This window comes from Nioella nitratireducens, from assembly GCF_001879715.1.
GTDB lineage: Bacteria > Pseudomonadota > Alphaproteobacteria > Rhodobacterales > Rhodobacteraceae > Nioella > Nioella nitratireducens.
Window position 1 is genome coordinate 263,968 of the sequence record NZ_MNBW01000001.1, and the last position, 14,529, is coordinate 278,496.

At 64.6% G+C, this 14,529-nt stretch carries 18 protein-coding genes; 2 read left to right on the forward strand and 16 right to left on the reverse strand.

Going from position 1 to position 14,529, the window contains the following annotated elements; all coding sequences use genetic code 11:
* The first annotated feature begins 66 nt into the window (after positions 1-66).
* Positions 67-357: a sll1863 family stress response protein gene (locus tag BKY27_RS01255; protein ID WP_071672600.1), complete on the forward strand. Its 291-nt coding sequence runs from the start codon at positions 67-69 to the stop codon at positions 355-357.
* 60 nt (positions 358-417) lie between these two features.
* Here BKY27_RS01255 and ftsH read toward each other — a convergent pair whose 3' ends face one another.
* From ftsH to ruvC, 15 genes are all read right to left on the reverse strand, one after another.
* Positions 418-2,337 carry an ATP-dependent zinc metalloprotease FtsH gene (ftsH, locus tag BKY27_RS01260; protein WP_071672601.1) on the reverse strand — a complete coding sequence of 640 codons (1,920 nt, stop codon included), beginning with the start codon at positions 2,335-2,337 and terminating at the stop codon, positions 418-420.
* A 79-nt stretch (positions 2,338-2,416) separates the two neighbouring features.
* Positions 2,417-3,661 (reverse strand): tRNA lysidine(34) synthetase TilS, encoded by a 1,245-nt coding sequence (gene tilS / locus BKY27_RS01265; RefSeq protein ID WP_084667799.1) that lies wholly within the window; start codon positions 3,659-3,661, stop codon positions 2,417-2,419.
* On the reverse strand, positions 3,658-4,473 hold the full coding sequence (gene ybgF, locus BKY27_RS01270; RefSeq protein ID WP_233491750.1) for a tol-pal system protein YbgF: 816 nt from the start codon (positions 4,471-4,473) through the stop codon (positions 3,658-3,660). Before ybgF ends, tilS begins: the two co-directional genes overlap by 4 nt.
* Before the next feature lie 16 nt (positions 4,474-4,489).
* Entirely contained in the window at positions 4,490-4,996 is a 507-nt protein-coding gene (pal, locus tag BKY27_RS01275; RefSeq protein WP_071672603.1) for a peptidoglycan-associated lipoprotein Pal, read from the reverse strand.
* Between the two features lie 86 nt (positions 4,997-5,082).
* Entirely contained in the window at positions 5,083-6,420 is a 1,338-nt protein-coding gene (gene tolB / locus BKY27_RS01280) for a Tol-Pal system beta propeller repeat protein TolB (protein WP_071672604.1), read from the reverse strand.
* Positions 6,417-7,553, reverse strand: coding sequence for a hypothetical protein (locus BKY27_RS01285; protein ID WP_071672605.1), 1,137 nt, complete (start codon positions 7,551-7,553; stop codon positions 6,417-6,419). The genes tolB and BKY27_RS01285 overlap by 4 nt, the downstream gene beginning before the upstream one ends.
* A gap of 6 nt (positions 7,554-7,559) precedes the next feature.
* The gene (locus tag BKY27_RS01290; RefSeq protein ID WP_071672606.1) at positions 7,560-8,039 is read right to left on the reverse strand and encodes an ExbD/TolR family protein; all 480 of its coding nucleotides are present in this window, start codon (positions 8,037-8,039) and stop codon (positions 7,560-7,562) included.
* Positions 8,040-8,042: 3 nt separating this feature from the next.
* Positions 8,043-8,735: a protein TolQ gene (gene tolQ, locus BKY27_RS01295; RefSeq protein ID WP_071672607.1), complete on the reverse strand. Its 693-nt coding sequence runs from the start codon at positions 8,733-8,735 to the stop codon at positions 8,043-8,045.
* A gap of 123 nt (positions 8,736-8,858) precedes the next feature.
* Positions 8,859-9,260, reverse strand: a complete 402-nt coding sequence (ybgC, locus tag BKY27_RS01300) for a tol-pal system-associated acyl-CoA thioesterase (RefSeq protein ID WP_071672608.1) — start codon at positions 9,258-9,260, stop codon at positions 8,859-8,861.
* Positions 9,257-9,661 carry a hypothetical protein gene (locus tag BKY27_RS01305; protein ID WP_071672609.1) on the reverse strand — a complete coding sequence of 135 codons (405 nt, stop codon included), beginning with the start codon at positions 9,659-9,661 and terminating at the stop codon, positions 9,257-9,259. The genes ybgC and BKY27_RS01305 overlap by 4 nt, the downstream gene beginning before the upstream one ends.
* Positions 9,658-10,293 carry a hypothetical protein gene (locus BKY27_RS01310; protein ID WP_071672610.1) on the reverse strand — a complete coding sequence of 212 codons (636 nt, stop codon included), beginning with the start codon at positions 10,291-10,293 and terminating at the stop codon, positions 9,658-9,660. Before BKY27_RS01310 ends, BKY27_RS01305 begins: the two co-directional genes overlap by 4 nt.
* 13 nt (positions 10,294-10,306) lie before the next feature.
* Positions 10,307-11,152 carry a hypothetical protein gene (locus BKY27_RS01315; protein WP_071672611.1) on the reverse strand — a complete coding sequence of 282 codons (846 nt, stop codon included), beginning with the start codon at positions 11,150-11,152 and terminating at the stop codon, positions 10,307-10,309.
* A 125-nt stretch (positions 11,153-11,277) separates the two neighbouring features.
* A complete protein-coding gene (ruvB, locus tag BKY27_RS01320) occupies positions 11,278-12,306 on the reverse strand; it encodes a Holliday junction branch migration DNA helicase RuvB (RefSeq protein ID WP_071672612.1) in 1,029 nt (342 codons plus the stop codon).
* Position 12,307: 1 nt separating this feature from the next.
* Positions 12,308-12,985 carry a Holliday junction branch migration protein RuvA gene (ruvA, locus tag BKY27_RS01325; RefSeq protein WP_071672613.1) on the reverse strand — a complete coding sequence of 226 codons (678 nt, stop codon included), beginning with the start codon at positions 12,983-12,985 and terminating at the stop codon, positions 12,308-12,310.
* A complete protein-coding gene (ruvC, locus tag BKY27_RS01330; protein ID WP_071672664.1) occupies positions 12,982-13,485 on the reverse strand; it encodes a crossover junction endodeoxyribonuclease RuvC in 504 nt (167 codons plus the stop codon). Before ruvC ends, ruvA begins: the two co-directional genes overlap by 4 nt.
* A gap of 340 nt (positions 13,486-13,825) precedes the next feature.
* Between ruvC and BKY27_RS01335 the strand changes: the two genes are divergently transcribed.
* Positions 13,826-14,026 (forward strand): DUF1127 domain-containing protein, encoded by a 201-nt coding sequence (locus BKY27_RS01335; protein ID WP_071672614.1) that lies wholly within the window; start codon positions 13,826-13,828, stop codon positions 14,024-14,026.
* Between the two features lie 76 nt (positions 14,027-14,102).
* Here BKY27_RS01335 and BKY27_RS01340 read toward each other — a convergent pair whose 3' ends face one another.
* Complete coding sequence (locus BKY27_RS01340) at positions 14,103-14,459, reverse strand: hypothetical protein (RefSeq protein ID WP_084667801.1); 357 nt, start codon at positions 14,457-14,459, stop codon at positions 14,103-14,105.
* Positions 14,460-14,529: the final 70 nt, after the last annotated feature.

Below are 14,529 nucleotides of genomic sequence, written 5' to 3' on the forward strand. Positions count from 1 at the left end.
ACGTCACGTGCACTACGCGCTGTTCATGTTAGAGTCGGGCTGTTTTGTAGACTGGAGGATGATTGAATGAACCAAGACGAATTCGTTGCGAAAGCGAAGGAACAGCTCGACGTCTGGAACGCCGAGGTGAAAAAAATGCAGGCCGAGGCCGAGAAAATGCAGGCGCAGGGTCAAGCGAAGTTGAAGGAACAACTCGCGCAGGTCGAGGAACAGCGCAAGCAAGTGCAATCCCAACTGGAAAAGGCCAGCGAGGCCAATGTGCAAGCCTGGAGCGACCTGCAATCCGGCGCCAAGGATGCGTGGAGCGCAATGGAAAAGAGCATGACCGAAGCGCGCAAGCGCTACTCTGGCGACTGACCTCTTTTCAGCGTCCCGAGAAAGAAAACCCCCGGCACCTGGCCGGGGGTTTTTGTTGGATCAGGCCGAGGGTTCCGGCTCCATCCCGCCATCCGAAGGCTTGGCCTTGGGTTTGGTCTTGGGAATGGACGTGACCGAGGCGGTGCCCCCGGTGTCGGCGCCGGTGTCATCGTCGTCCTCTCCACGGTTCAGCGGCTCGCCCGCGATTACCTTGGTGATCTCGTTCCCGGTCAGGGTTTCGTATTCCAGCAGGCCCTGTGCCAGCCGCTCCAGATCCTCGCTTTTTTCGGTGAGGATGCGTTTGGCGGTCTGATAGCCGGTGTCCACCAGTTCCTTGATCTTCTCGTCGATCAGCTTTTGGGTGGCTGCCGAATGACTGGCCCCGCCGCCATAGGCGCCCAGATAGGACTGCTGCTCGTTGGCGTAATCGACAAAGCCCAGTTCTTCGGCAAAGCCGAACTGGGTCACCATCGCGCGGGCGATCTTGGTCACTTGCTGGATGTCCGACGCGGCGCCCGAGGTCACGTTCTCTTCACCGAAGATCAACTCTTCCGCGACACGCCCACCCATGGCCATTGCGATTTTCGAGGTGTATTTGGTGTAGCTTACCGACAGCTGGTCGCGTTCGGGCAAGGACAGCACCAGACCAAGCGCCCGGCCACGCGGAATGATCGTCGCCTTGTGGATCGGATCATGCTGCGGGACGTTGAGGCCGACAATCGCATGGCCTGCCTCGTGATAGGCTGTCAGCTTCTTTTCGTCCTCGGTCATGACCATCGACCGTCGCTCGGCCCCCATCATCACCTTGTCCTTGGCGTTCTCGAAGTCTTCCATCGTCACGAACCGTCGGCCCACACGCGCGGCCATCAGCGCCGATTCGTTCACGAGGTTGGCCAGATCGGCCCCCGAAAATCCGGGTGTGCCGCGGGCGATGATACGCAGATCCACGTTCGGGCCAAGCGGCACCTTGCGGGCATGCACACCGAGGATTTTCTCGCGGCCCTTGATGTCGGGGTTGGGCACTTGCACCTGACGGTCGAACCGGCCCGGACGCATCAGCGCAGGGTCCAGAACGTCGGGGCGGTTGGTGGCTGCCACGATAATGATGCCCTCGTTGGCTTCAAAACCGTCCATCTCGACCAGCAGCTGGTTCAGCGTCTGCTCACGCTCGTCATTGCCGCCGCCATAGCCCACGCCACGCGACCGGCCCACGGCGTCGATCTCGTCAATGAACACGATACACGGGGCGTTCTTCTTGGCCTGCTCGAACATGTCGCGGACACGGCTGGCACCGACACCCACGAACATTTCCACGAAGTCAGAGCCGGAAATGGTGAAAAAGGGCACGCCCGCCTCACCCGCAATCGCGCGGGCCAGCAGCGTCTTACCGGTGCCCGGAGGGCCCACCAGCAACGCGCCTTTCGGGATTTTGCCGCCAAGACGGCTGAATTTCTGCGGGTTTCGCAGGAATTCAACGATCTCTTCCAGCTCCTCCTTGGCTTCGTCAATGCCGGCCACGTCATCGAACGTCACGCGGCCGTGCTTCTCGGTCAGCAATTTGGCCTTGGACTTGCCAAATCCCATCGCGCCGCCACGTCCGCCGCCCTGCATCCGGTTCATGAAGAAGATCCAGACACCGATCAGCACCAGCACCGGCAGCCACATCATCAGGCCGGACACGAAGCCCGATTGTTCCTGCGGCCGCGCCTGAATGCGCACACCGTTCTCCAGGAGCACCGGGGTGACATCAACCTCGGCGGGTTTCACGGTTTCGAACGTGCCCGTTCCGGTCGTGAACTGCACCGACTCACCATCCAGAACGACCGAAGTCACCTCGCCGCTTTCCACCTGACTGATGAAATCGGAATACGCGACAGAGCGCGCGTTCATGGTGGTCTGGTTGCCACTGAACAGGTTGAAGAGCGCGAGGATCAACAGAAACAGGATGACCCAGAAAGCGATATTTCTCGCATTGCCCAAGAGAATTCTCCTTAACATCTGCGCCCGGGGAATGTCCGCGCCGGGCACTTGGCCTAAAATAGGGATGCGGGGCGCGACTTCAACGTGAATTTACAGACGCGTGGAAGACCGCCGATGCGGCATATTCGCAAACCAGTAGCTCCGCATTCCAAAGATCGGGCGCGGCGATCAGGGTCGGGCCGAGCCAGACACCGGGAAAAGACAGCAACGCCGCATGCGGAAGGCTTCCTGACCGGTCTATCATTGCCACCCCTTCCTCGCCAAGCACGCGAATGGTCGCCCCCGGCACATCGGGCAGGGAAATGCGCCACCGCCCGTCCCAGAAGGCCGTGCCATCGGCAGGGATTTCCTGTCTTTCCACGGCCTTGGCCTCTCGGGCCATGACCAGCCGGTCACGCCACGGGATCAGGCGACAGCCCTGCAAGGTGCCGCCCCGCCCCTGCAAGGCCCGGTCGAGCGTGGCTGTCAAGGTGGCAAGGCGGGGTTTGTAGGGCGCGCCCGACAGGCACGCCAGACCATGGGCCACCAGCCGCAGCCGCGTCTCTTCCTCGACCGCGGCCAGTCGATCCCGATCGAACAACACGATGCCGCGCCGGTCGGTCACGATCGCGTCAGCCAGTTCGGCGGCACGCGCGCCCAGGGCCACTCGCGCGCGGGCCATGGCGGCGGCGGTCTCGGCCAGTCGAGACGCATCAAGTCCGAAGGGGGCCAGTTGGGTCAGCAGCCGCCGCGCCCGCACCCGGTCATAGCGGGGGTCGTCGTTTGTCGGATCTTCGACCCACCGCATCCCTTGCCGGGTCAGCCAGATGCGCAGATCGGATCGGGGTTCCGCCAGCAGCGGGCGCAGGATGTCGTCCGTGCCATACCGCCCCTCGGGCATTGCGGCCAGACCATCGACACCCGATCCGCGCGCCAGCCGCATCAGCACGGTTTCGGCCTGATCGTCCTGCGTATGGCCAAGCAGGATCGCCTTGATCCCGTGATCGGTGCAATACCCCCGCATCAACCGGTAACGCGCCTCGCGGGCGGCGGCTTGCAGGTTGCCCTTGCCGTCCCATTGCCGCCATTTCAACGTCCTGTGCTGCGCGCCCATGCGCACCGCTTCGCGCGCGACGATCAGGGCCTCGTCGGCGGCCTCGGGTCGCAGGCCGTGATCCACGGTCAGGGCATGGATGTCGCAGCCACGCCCCTCGGCCCAGTCACAGGCCAGCCCCAACAACGCAAGGGAATCGCCGCCACCGGACACGGCCACGGCCAGCCGGTCGGGGATTTGCCCCGCCAGCATCCGCTCCAGCGCGGTGGCAAAGCGGGCCTCCAGGCTCAATTGCAGCCGATGCGGGCCATCGCCGACCGCGCGTCGAGCACGACCTGCGACGACGGATAGCGCAATTCCACCTCGCCCAAGGTCAGGCAGGCTTCGTCACGCTGCCCCAGTTCATTCAGGCTGGAGCCAAGGCGGAACAGGCTTTCGGGCGCGCGTGGCGCGTCGGGCGCACCGCTGAAACTGGCAAGATAGGCGCGCGCGGCGCGGTTCCATGCGCCCTGTTCCGCTTCGGCGCGACCACGCCAATAGTGCGCCTCGGAACTCAGAGCGCCCCCCGGATAGGTCTCGGTATAGGCTTGGAACCCCTGCGCGGCAGCGGCGAAGTTACCGTTGTCAAAGGCGGTCATGGCAGCGTCGAAATCGCTCTGCTCGGCCGCGGCCATACGCGGGCTGTTGTTGTCGGCGGCAGGCGCGATGGCGGTCGCGGCCGCTTGCGGCAAGTCACCGCCGCCAAGGGTCGGGGTTTCCCCCAGATCGCCGATATCGCAGTCAGGCTCCAACTCGCACAGGCGAAATTCCAGATCGCCGATCCGGTTGGTGCCATCGGACACGATCCGGTCAACGCGCAACTGCAACTCTTCCGTCGAACTGGTCAGGCGCCGCAATTCCCGCTCGATGGCATCGACCCGTTCCAGCGTGCTGCCCCCCCCGGCCACACCTTGCGGCGAGCCGGTGGTCGACAATTCCGTCCGAAGCCGCTGGATATCGACCCAGAGCACCGACAGTTCCTGCCGGATATCGGCAAGGGTTTCCTGTTGGCTCTGCGCCATGGCGCCGCCCGACGGCAGCGCCAGTACAAGGGCGAGAATCATCGCACGCCGCATCGGCTCAGGCCCCCGCGCCGCCAGCTTGCAGCACCGTCACCGCGCGGCGGTTCTGGCGATAGCAGCTCTCTTCGGAACAGATCGCCAGCGGGCGTTCCTTGCCGTAGCTGATCGTGCTCAGGCGGGCATCGGTGATGCCGCGGCTCATCAGGTAGGCCTCGACCGCCGCCGCCCGGCGGGCGCCAAGGGCAAGGTTGTAGTCGCGCGTGCCCTGTTCATCGGCATGGCCTTCAATCAGAACATTGTATTCCATGTTGCGCAGCAGCCAGTCGGCCTGATCATCCAGCGTCGCGCGGGCCTGGTCGGTCAGGGTGGACTGGTCCACCTCGAACAGAACCCGGTCGCCGACCGTTTCGTTGAAATAGGCCACCGAGTTCGGGTCGCCCGCTGCCCCCGCTCCGGCCCCGCCGGCCCCGGCCCCCATGCCGCCGCCGCCAAGGAAATTGTTGCCACCGCAGGCCGACAGCCCAAGCACGGCCACCAAAAGGGTCAGTTTCGCCAGATGTTTCATACTGCTGTCATCCTCGTTTCGCACCGGTTCGGCGTCAGGGTATCATTCGGCGGGGCGGCTGAACATGGTCAAGCCGCCCGGCCCTGTCATTGCAACAACGGCGACCACGCCGGGTCAGCCGCCATGCCCGGGGTCGAGACCCGTTGCAGGTTCCGCCCCGAGATATCGACCGAGTAGATCGCGGGCGCGCCATTTGCCCCCGCCGTTTCGCGGGTGAACATGATCACGCGCCCATTGGGGGCCCATGTCGGACCTTCGTCAAGAAACGAGGACGTGAGCAGACGCTCTTCCGACCCATCGGTGCGCATCACGCCGATATGGAACCGCCCGTCCTGCTGATTGGTAAAGGCGATGAGGTCGCCGCGCGGCGACCAGACCGGCGTGCCATAGCGGCCATCGTTGCGGCTGATCCGGCGGCCTTCGCCGCCGCTGACGGGCATGATGTAGAGTTGCTGCGACCCGGAGCGGTCGCTTTCGAAAACGATCTGCGTGCCGTCGGGCGAAAAGCTCGGGCCGGTCTCGATCGAGGGGGCGTCAGTCAGGCGGCGACGGTCCCCGGTGGCGAGGTTCAGCAGGAAGATATCGGTATTGCCGCCACGCTCGGCGGAATAGACCACGCTCTGCCCATCGGGGGAAAACCGGGGGCTGAACGTCATGGTCAGCGTGTCATCTTCCAACGGGCGGCGGTTCACGGTGTCCAGATCCATCAGGTAGACGCGGGGAATGCCGCTTTCGTAGCTGGTATAAAGGATGCGGTCGCCGTCGGGCGAAAAGCGCGGGGCCAGCACCAGCGACCGGCTATCGGTCAGGAACTGCACGTTCGCCCCATCGTAGTCCATGATCGCCAGTCGGTGCAGACGGGCATTCTTGGGGCCATCCTGCGCGACGAAGGTCACGCGGCTGTCGAAATAGCCGGTTTCGCCGGTGATCCGCTGATAGACGTTGTCGGCCACCGTGTGCGCCATGCGCCGCCAACTATCGGGGCTGCCCACGAATTGCAGACCCGATCCGAGCGGCTGCTGAGCGAAGACATCAAACAGACGGAACCGCACCACAAGCTGCCCCCCCTCCATCGTCACCGACCCGGTGATCAGCGCCTGCACATTGATCGCCTGCCAATCGTTCCATTGCACCGGGCTGTCAAAACTGGTCACGGTCGAGATATGCGCGCTGCGCGGAACCTCGCGGAACAGGCCGGTGCCCGACAGGTCGGCCGCGATCACCCGGGTAATATCGCCGGCCGCATCTTCGGCCCCGCTGTTCGTGGCAATGAATTGCGGCAGGGCAAAGGGCAAGGGTTCGATCACGCCTTCGGTGATCTCGATCCGCAGGGGGCCGGGGCTGTCCTGTGCGACCACACTTTGCGGGCCAAGCGAGGCGATGGCCAGCAATACGGCCAGAAGGGTCGTGTAAAATCGGGTCATCTGAGCCTCATCTCCTCGGGATTGAAGGTCATTTCGATAATGCGCCAGTGATCATAGCTTTCAACCGGCAGATTGAAACCGGACGCCCCACAGCGGATCACCGCACGCCGGGCGGCCTCAAAGGCCTGCCGGGCCGCGTCGGACGAGCCCCCTTCGGAATCGATCATCCGGATCGACCCTGATTGCGGCGTGCCATCGCGCTCCATGGTCACCTCGACAGTGACCGTCGTTCGCAGCGCCTCGGACGACAGCGACCCGACATTCCAGCATTGCTGAACAGCGATCCGCAGCCCATCCCGCTGGCCAGCGGTCAGTGGCGGACCAGAGGGCGCGGCGGGCGGCGCAGGTTCGGTCGCGGCCTCTGCCACGGCGGCGGCAATGGCATCGGCCATCGGGTCGCGTTCCTCGACCTGTGGGGCCGGGTCCGGCGTCGGCGTCTCGGCCACAGTCTGGATCGGGCGCGGCGTTTGTTCCTGGCGGCGCTCGGGCCGCGCGGCGGGTCGGGTCGAGGAGACGGGCGCAAGGCTCGCCGCCGGGGTCTCTGCCTCGGTGACGATCTCGGTCGAGGCCTCTTCCGGTGCGGTGGCGGGCGTATCGGGAACCGGGGCGGGGCTATCAGACGGGTCGGGGCGCGTGACCACTTCCGGCGCTATTTCGACATCGGGCGGCGGGGCTGGTGCAGGCATTGGTGCCACACGCGGCGCAGCGTTCGGTGCGGGCGTGTCAGAGGGCGCGGCGGTCGGGTCTTGCGCGGGCGGGCTTGGCAGCGCCGCCAGTTCATCCTGCACCACGGTTTCGGGCGGCGGCATCAAGGCACTCACATCCGGCGCGCTCTCGGCGGGTGGTTGCGGCGCAGGGTCCGGTTGGGTGACATCAGGCGCGGCGGCCTCGGCCGCCGGGCGGTCCGGCTCGGTGGTGTCGGGCGTGGGCTGTGGCGGCGCGGGCTGCTCGACCACTGGCGGGGTTTGCATCGACTGCGCCGTCATCTGGTCAAACGCCTGCGATGTGACCAGCGTGACCCCCGTCACTTCAAAGGTCTGATCTTCGCGAGACGAGAAGAACGGGTTGCCGATCAAGGCCCACAGCAGCAGGGCCGCATGAACCCCGCCCGAAGCATAGAGCGCGCGCCGCATCGGCCCTCACTCCCCGGTCGGGGCGTCAAGACGCGGCCCGCCCGCATCGGTGACCAGACCGATCTGTCTGAAGCCGCCCGCATTGAGCGCACCCATGACGCGCATCACGTCCTGATAGGGAATTGCCCCGTCAGCCCGCAGGAATATCTGTGTGCTGTCGCGTTCGGCGGCGATGGCCTGCAAGCGCGTGACCAGTTCCGCTTCCGGCACCACCGTGGACTGAATCATCATCTGGCCATCGACGGTCAGGGTCACCGCGAGCGGTTCTTCCTGTTCCCCCGGAAGCGCCTCGGCCGCGGTTTCCGGCAATTCGATGGGCACGCCCACCGTCATCAGCGGGGCGGAAACCATGAATACGATGAGAAGCACCAAAATCACGTCCACGAAGGGCGTGACATTGATTTCCGACATCGCCGCATGGCGCGAATGGCGGGGGGCCCGCCTGTGCCTGCTGGTGCGACGCTGCTGTTGGATACCCGCCGCCATGGCTCAATCCAACTGCCGCGACAGCAAGGTCGAGAACTCGTCGGCGAAGCCTTCGTAGCCTGCCACCAGCCGGTCGGCATCGGCTGACAGCTTGTTATAGAGAACAACCGCAGGAATGGCCGCCAGCAGGCCAAGCCCGGTGGCCGCCAACGCCTCGGCAATGCCCGGGGCCACGATGGCGAGCGAGGTGTTACCGCTGGTGGCAATTTCCTGAAACGACCGCATGATGCCCCAGACCGTGCCGAAAAGACCCACGAAAGGAGCCGTCGCGCCGGTGGTCGCAAGGAAATTCAGCCCGTGTGTCAGCCGCTCGGCCTCGCGGCCGATGGCGACATCCATCGACCTGTCGACCCGCTGCTGCACCCCCGGTATCAACGCCCCGTCATCGCGCAGGCTGCGCTGCCACTCGGTCATCCCCGCCACGAACACACGCTCTGACGCCGAGCGTGGCCGGTCCGCGACCTTTTCATACAGCTCGTCCAGCGGTTCCCCCGACCAGAAGGCCGCGTCGAACTGCGCGGCACGGCGGCGCGACAGGCGGTAGGTCGAGAATTTCGAGAAAGCGACCGCCCAGACCCAGATGGATGCCGCAAAAAGCAGGATCATCACCAGCTTCACGGTCACTGTGGCGCGAAGGAAGAGGGCGAGGAGCGAAAAATCAATCTCCTGCGCCATGCTCAGCGTTTCTGTATTCATACCAAATGCGTCCTGTCTGCCCGGCCTCTAGGCGGATGCCTGTTATCGGTTACGGCATCTCATTTGGGTTTAAGTGTAGCAAAGGGAAAGGGTAAACGCCATTGGCAAGCGATTGCGGCGGACCTAGTGCCCCGTGCCCGACAGCTTTTGGCGAATATCCGCCGGAATCCGCACCGCGCGTCCGGTTTCCGTCATGGAAACAACCTGCACGCCGGCCCGAAAGAGCTTGTCTTCGCCCCGCCAGACCACCTGTTCGAGGTCGAAACTGGCGCCTTTCAGGGCGGTGATCTCGGTCGTTACGGTCAACAGGTCTTCGAATCTGGCAGGCAGGAAGAAATCCATTTCCATCCGCCTCACGGCAAAGACCATCCCCTGCCCCGCCTTCAACGCGGCCTGCGACACGCCCGCTTCTCGCACCATCTCGGACCGCGCTCGTTCGATGAATTTGAGGTAATTGGCGTGATAGACGATGCCCGCCATATCGGTGTCTTCGTAATAGACGCGGCAAGTAAAGCTGTGGGTCACGCGGGCCTCCGTTGCAGCAGCAGGGCAACCGGCAGCAGGGCGAAGACCATCTGCCCGCCAAGTCCGACCCATTTCAGCGGATCGGCATAGGCCAAGACGACGTCTGCCAACGGTCGTCCGAAGCCGAAAACGGACAAGGCGATTTCGGCACAGATCAGCAGGACAAAGGCCACGCCCCCCATCACCAGACGCTCGGCAACGCGGGCGGGCACCTCATGCCGCGCGATCCGCCACCGGGCGATGAAATAGGCCAGGGTCAACATGAACGGCACCTCGATCACCTCGGCCCAGAAGGCACCCGTCCGGGGCAGCAACACGAGAACCCGCACTGTGCCAAGACAGAAGCCTGCCGCAAAGACCCATCCGGCGTAGGTCGCGGCGGCGGCGGTCACCTGTCTCATGTCAGTTGCGATGTCCGCAGCCGCGCCGCCAGTCGCAACGCATGGCTTTCATCCGTGGCGTATGCGGGCATCACCGGATCATAGCCCGCACGGATGATCTCGGCGACCTCGGGCTTGAGCAGGGCCGTGCCGTTCGGGGCGGAGGCCAGCGGCGAGCTGTCGGTAAAGGCCATGTCGGACCACAGCAGGATCACCTGCACGACTTGGGACAAAGCAACGGTTTCCGCCGGCAGGCTGGCCATGTCGCCATCCATCCGCACGAACACGAACGCCGCTTGAATCGCCCCGCTATCGTCGAAGCGAAAGCTGCGATACTGGTTCGCCTCCGCCGCCTTCAAGCGCCGGACTGTTGTCGTCAGGTCGGGGATCAGCCGGTCGAGATTGGGCGTCTCGGTCAACTCGTCCCAGTCCCGCAGGAAAAATACCATCAGGTTCGCGCCCAGTTCCGGGTCGGTCTCGGCCATCTTGTGGCCAGCCAGCGCCACCACCGCCTCGATCGCGCCCTTGAGGATCGAGACGGTTTCATCCTCGACCCCGAACACCACGGGAACGATCGGGCGGCCCCACCGGGCAAACAGGTAGCTTCCGTCGGAACGGGTGAACAGGCGGGCGACGGCGGCGTGGTCCATCATGGGCAGGCGATCCTCAGAGGCTGTTTTCGGCAATCCACCCGGCGAATACCGGCTCACTGGCCGCAGCGCCATAGGTCACGGGGGCCGCTCCACTGTCGAAGATGGCCGCCGCTACCGCTCCGTCGGAAATGCGAATGCCCCACGCCCCAGCCGCCGCGTTGCAGGCGTGCGCCTGACACCCGGCCCCAAGAACCCAGTCGCCGCGCTGCACCACATTGTTGGCCGGGCCGATGCGCGAAGCCAGATCGCGAATCTGTTCTTCCGTCATGATCGTCAGGAAACGGGCGCGCTCGGTCGGGTCTTCGAAGATGCGGTAGGGATGCTGACCGATCCACCGGGTGGCATCCGCCCCGCTGCCCGCCGGATCATCCGCGCTGAACGGGGCCGCTGCGGGGGTGACGGTCATCCCCTCGGTCGTGAAGCGATACGTATTGAAACGCTGTTGCAGACCGTCCTCGAAGATGTCGAGTTCCAGCGCATCTTGCGTCACGCGCAGGTCGCTCACTTGGCCCTCGCACCCTTCGGTGACGCCCACCACCTGCACGCGCCCCTCCGAGACGTGGATCACCGTAATCCCCGGACCGCACATGTTGCCACCATGATGCGATTGCGCCAGCACCCAATCATGGTCCGAGCCTTCAAGCGCCCACGCCCCGAGTATGGTATAGGAATAGTTGTCTTCGACTGGCAGGGCAGTGCCCTCAAAGGCGAGGCCCTGATTGCCCTGCCCGCGTTCGCCCGTCACCTGAAGGGCACCGTATCGGGTCTGGAACCGGGCGTAGTCACCAAGCTGAACCTGCGCCTGCGCGGCGAGGGCCGTGGCGAGACCAAAAATCAATGCGAGTAGAAAACGGGTCATCTGGATCACCCCCCTGAAGAACTGTGCTCGGGGCCTGTCCGGCCGGACCGGCCCATGTGTCGCCATCCTCCTGCGGGGGCGGCGCACGATCAACCCCCATCGGCAGGTCTTTGCGTAACGCCCGTTTACAGAAGGCTTCCCTGATCCGGCGCTTTCGGGGCGGCAAGACCAAGATGCGACCAGCCTTTCGCGGCCAACATCCGGCCCCGTGGCGTGCGGGCGACAAGGCCCTGTTGCAGCAGGAACGGCTCAATCACCTCTTCGATCGCGTCGCGGCTTTCCGAAAGCGCCGCCGCCATGGTTTCCACCCCCACCGGTCCACCGCCGTAGTTTTCAGCCATTTGCAGCATGTAGCGCCGGTCCGCCCCATCAAGCCCGAGGTGATCAACCCCAAGCCGGGTCAGCGCGCTGTCGGCAATCGCCTGAGTCAGCCGCCCGTCCCCTTCGACAAGCGCGAAATCCACCACCCGGCGCAGCAGCCGCCCGGCGATCCGGGGCGTACCCCGCGCACGCCGCGCGATTTCCAGCGCGCCTTCGGGATCGGACGGGATACCAAGCATCCGCGCCCCCCGAGTCACGATCTCGTGCAATTCCGGCACAGTGTAAAACTGCAATCGCGTGGGAATGCCGAACCGGTCCCGCAAGGGCGTCGTCAACAGCCCCAGCCGCGTGGTCGCGCCGACCAGCGTGAAGGGCTGCAACTCGATCCGAACGGTACGCGCCGCCGGTCCCTCGCCGATCACGAGGTCCAGTTCGAAATCCTCCATCGCGGGGTAGAGCACTTCCTCCACCGCCGGGTTCAGCCGGTGAATCTCGTCGATAAACAGAACATCCCGCGCCTCCAGATTGGTCAGGATCGCCGCCAGATCGCCTGCCTTGGCCAGCACCGGGCCACTGGTCATCCGGAAATTCACGCCCAATTCGCGCGCCATGATCTGCGCCAGCGTGGTCTTGCCAAGACCGGGGGGGCCATGGAACAGCACATGGTCCATCGCCTCTTCGCGCCGCCGGGCGCTTTCGATGAAGACGCGCAGGTTCGCGCGCGCCTCCTCTTGCCCGATGAACTCGGTCAGGTCTTGCGGACGCAAGGCGCGATCGGGGCTTTGGTCTTCCGGCAACGGCGTGGCGCGCAGGGTGGGGTCTGGGTCGGTCATTTCAATCCTTCGGCGCCAAAAGCCTCAGGGCCGCACGGATCAGGGCCGGGGTTTCGGCAGACGGGTCATCGCCCGCCGCCTGCGCCACCGCCATCGCAGCCTCGGCCGGAGCATAGCCGAGGTTCCTGAGCGCCGACAGGGCCTCGGCCTGCGTGGACGAGGACGAGGACGGGCGCGGCGCAGGCCCGCCAGCGGCGATGTCGACCGCGGGGGATGGAGCGGCCGACCCCGGAGTATCGCCCATGGCGTCCAGAACCTCACCGCCCATGGCCATCACACCGGGCGCCTTGTCCTTCAATTCGTTGACCACCCGCTGCGCCAGTTTCGGTCCGAGCCCCGGCGCGGCCTTGACCGCCGCCGCATCGCCAAGCGAGATCGCGCGGGCAACGCCCTCGGCCCCGAGGGTGCCAAGGATCGCCATCGACGCCTTGGCACCTACCCCTTGGACAGAGGTCAGCAACCGGTGCCATTCGCGGTCATAGAGCGAAGGAAAGCCGAACAGTTGCAGCAGGTCTTCACGCACCAAAAGCTCGGTAAAGAGGGCCGCCACCTCGCCCCGCCCCGGCAATGCGGCCAAGGTCCGGTCCGAGCAGTAGACAACATAGCCGACGCCATTCACATCCAGCAGCAGATGGTCGCTGCCCTTGTAGTCGACCCGTCCCGTGAGTTTCCCGATCATCGTCCGGCCTCCACCGCGGCGGCCAGACGGCCCGCCGTTTGCGCGTGAAACGCGTGACAGATCGCAATCGCCAACGCATCGGCCGCGTCGGCATTGGCCGGGTTCGCACCGGGCAGTTGCATCCGCACCATATGCTCGACCTGCTGCTTTTCCGCATGGCCCACGCCAACCACGGTCTTCTTCACGGCATTGGGCGCATATTCCGCCACCGGCAGGCCAGCCTGCGCCGGGACCAGCAGGGCAATCCCCCGCGCCTGCCCCAGTTTCAACGTCGCCACCGCATCGCGGTTGACGAAGGTCTGTTCCACGGCGGCCTGCACCGGTTGAAAGCGGGCGATCACCTCGGACAATTGCTGGTGCAGGGATAGCAGACGCGCCGCCAGATCGCGGCCCTCGCTGTGGCACACGCCGTTTCCGATATGGCTGAGCCGCGAGCCGTGCGATTCGATCACGCCCCACCCCATGTTCCTCAGACCGGGGTCGATCCCGATTATCCGCATGATTTGCCCGATCCCGTCCAAGTTCTTGTGACTTTTTTGCATGACTAGCACGAAAGGGGAACATTGACCAGTCATTGTCGCTTTTCGGCGCGGATTGTCCTGATTGCGACACGCAGCGGATTTCCTGTCGATTTCGGACAATGCGATGGTTCGATCCCGACAGATTTCAGGCCAGATTTTCGTCGTTTTTTCATAAGCTTACGTCGAAACAAACCCATGCACGAATTGCATGTGACCTATGCAGAAAATGCCTATTGCTTGCGTGATCCGCCCCCCCCTAAGTGCGGCTTCAGAAGACAATGACAGCACGCCACCCGCTCTCCAGGAAAGGACAAGACAGATGGCCATTATTACCAACCGCACCGTCGGCGCAGGTTTCAGCGCCACTAAGGTTCTCTCCACCCTCGTCGGGTTCGTCGCCGCATGGAACGACGCTCGCGTGACCCGCCGCGCTCTGGAGGGTCTGTCGGATCGCGAACTCGACGATCTGGGCCTGAACCGTGGCGACATCGAGTCGATCGCATCCGGTTCCTACCGCTAAGATCCCGCTCTTTTCTCTCTCCCTGTCAGAGGCCGTCCCGATCGGGGCGGCTTCTTTCATTTCGGGATATGGGGGATCAATGCGGCGCCGGGCCGATCCAATAGGTCGCCTGCCGTGCCAGGGCAACCGAGACGGGATCGGTTGCCAGCAACCACGCCGCCACCCGATGACCTTGGCTCTGGTCCTGCAATGCCGCCAGCCGAACGGCATAGGCGGCCTCGCCCTGATGCCAGATCAGCCCGGCCTTGAGCAGGAAACAACAGGTCAGGGCCAGCATCAGGCTGCGCCAAGGAACCCGCAGGCGACCGCGCCGCCGCCGCACTGTCACGATCAGCCCATCGGGCCGAACGCGCTGTTCGCGCGACGTTTGCGGGGTCGAGGCCCCCTCGATCCGTTGCAGTCTTTCGTGAAACCGGCGGGTATTCGCATCCATGCGGGCACCTGTTCGATAGCCCCACCCAGTGCCCGCATAGTATAGCGGCGATTATGGCAAAACTGTGCCG

What these genes read in the sequence shown, in the direction of transcription:
- ruvC (WP_071672664.1), bottom strand. Translation starts at nt 13,485, where the DNA reads ATGCGGATAATCGGGATCGACCCCGGTCTGAGGAACATGGGGTGGGGC.
- ybgF (WP_233491750.1), bottom strand. Translation starts at nt 4,473, where the DNA reads ATGATTCTCGCCCTTGTACTGGCGCTGCCGTCGGGCGGCGCCATGGCG.
- ruvB (WP_071672612.1), bottom strand. Translation starts at nt 12,306, where the DNA reads ATGACCGACCCAGACCCCACCCTGCGCGCCACGCCGTTGCCGGAAGAC.
- BKY27_RS01255 (WP_071672600.1), top strand. Translation starts at nt 67, where the DNA reads ATGAACCAAGACGAATTCGTTGCGAAAGCGAAGGAACAGCTCGACGTC.
- BKY27_RS01335 (WP_071672614.1), top strand. Translation starts at nt 13,826, where the DNA reads ATGGCCATTATTACCAACCGCACCGTCGGCGCAGGTTTCAGCGCCACT.
- BKY27_RS01290 (WP_071672606.1), bottom strand. Translation starts at nt 8,039, where the DNA reads ATGGCGGCGGGTATCCAACAGCAGCGTCGCACCAGCAGGCACAGGCGG.
- ruvA (WP_071672613.1), bottom strand. Translation starts at nt 12,985, where the DNA reads ATGATCGGGAAACTCACGGGACGGGTCGACTACAAGGGCAGCGACCAT.
- BKY27_RS01305 (WP_071672609.1), bottom strand. Translation starts at nt 9,661, where the DNA reads ATGAGACAGGTGACCGCCGCCGCCGCGACCTACGCCGGATGGGTCTTT.
- BKY27_RS01315 (WP_071672611.1), bottom strand. Translation starts at nt 11,152, where the DNA reads ATGACCCGTTTTCTACTCGCATTGATTTTTGGTCTCGCCACGGCCCTC.
- tolB (WP_071672604.1), bottom strand. Translation starts at nt 6,420, where the DNA reads ATGACCCGATTTTACACGACCCTTCTGGCCGTATTGCTGGCCATCGCC.
- BKY27_RS01285 (WP_071672605.1), bottom strand. Translation starts at nt 7,553, where the DNA reads ATGCGGCGCGCGCTCTATGCTTCGGGCGGGGTTCATGCGGCCCTGCTG.
- BKY27_RS01310 (WP_071672610.1), bottom strand. Translation starts at nt 10,293, where the DNA reads ATGATGGACCACGCCGCCGTCGCCCGCCTGTTCACCCGTTCCGACGGA.
- pal (WP_071672603.1), bottom strand. Translation starts at nt 4,996, where the DNA reads ATGAAACATCTGGCGAAACTGACCCTTTTGGTGGCCGTGCTTGGGCTG.
- tolQ (WP_071672607.1), bottom strand. Translation starts at nt 8,735, where the DNA reads ATGAATACAGAAACGCTGAGCATGGCGCAGGAGATTGATTTTTCGCTC.
- BKY27_RS01340 (WP_084667801.1), bottom strand. Translation starts at nt 14,459, where the DNA reads ATGGATGCGAATACCCGCCGGTTTCACGAAAGACTGCAACGGATCGAG.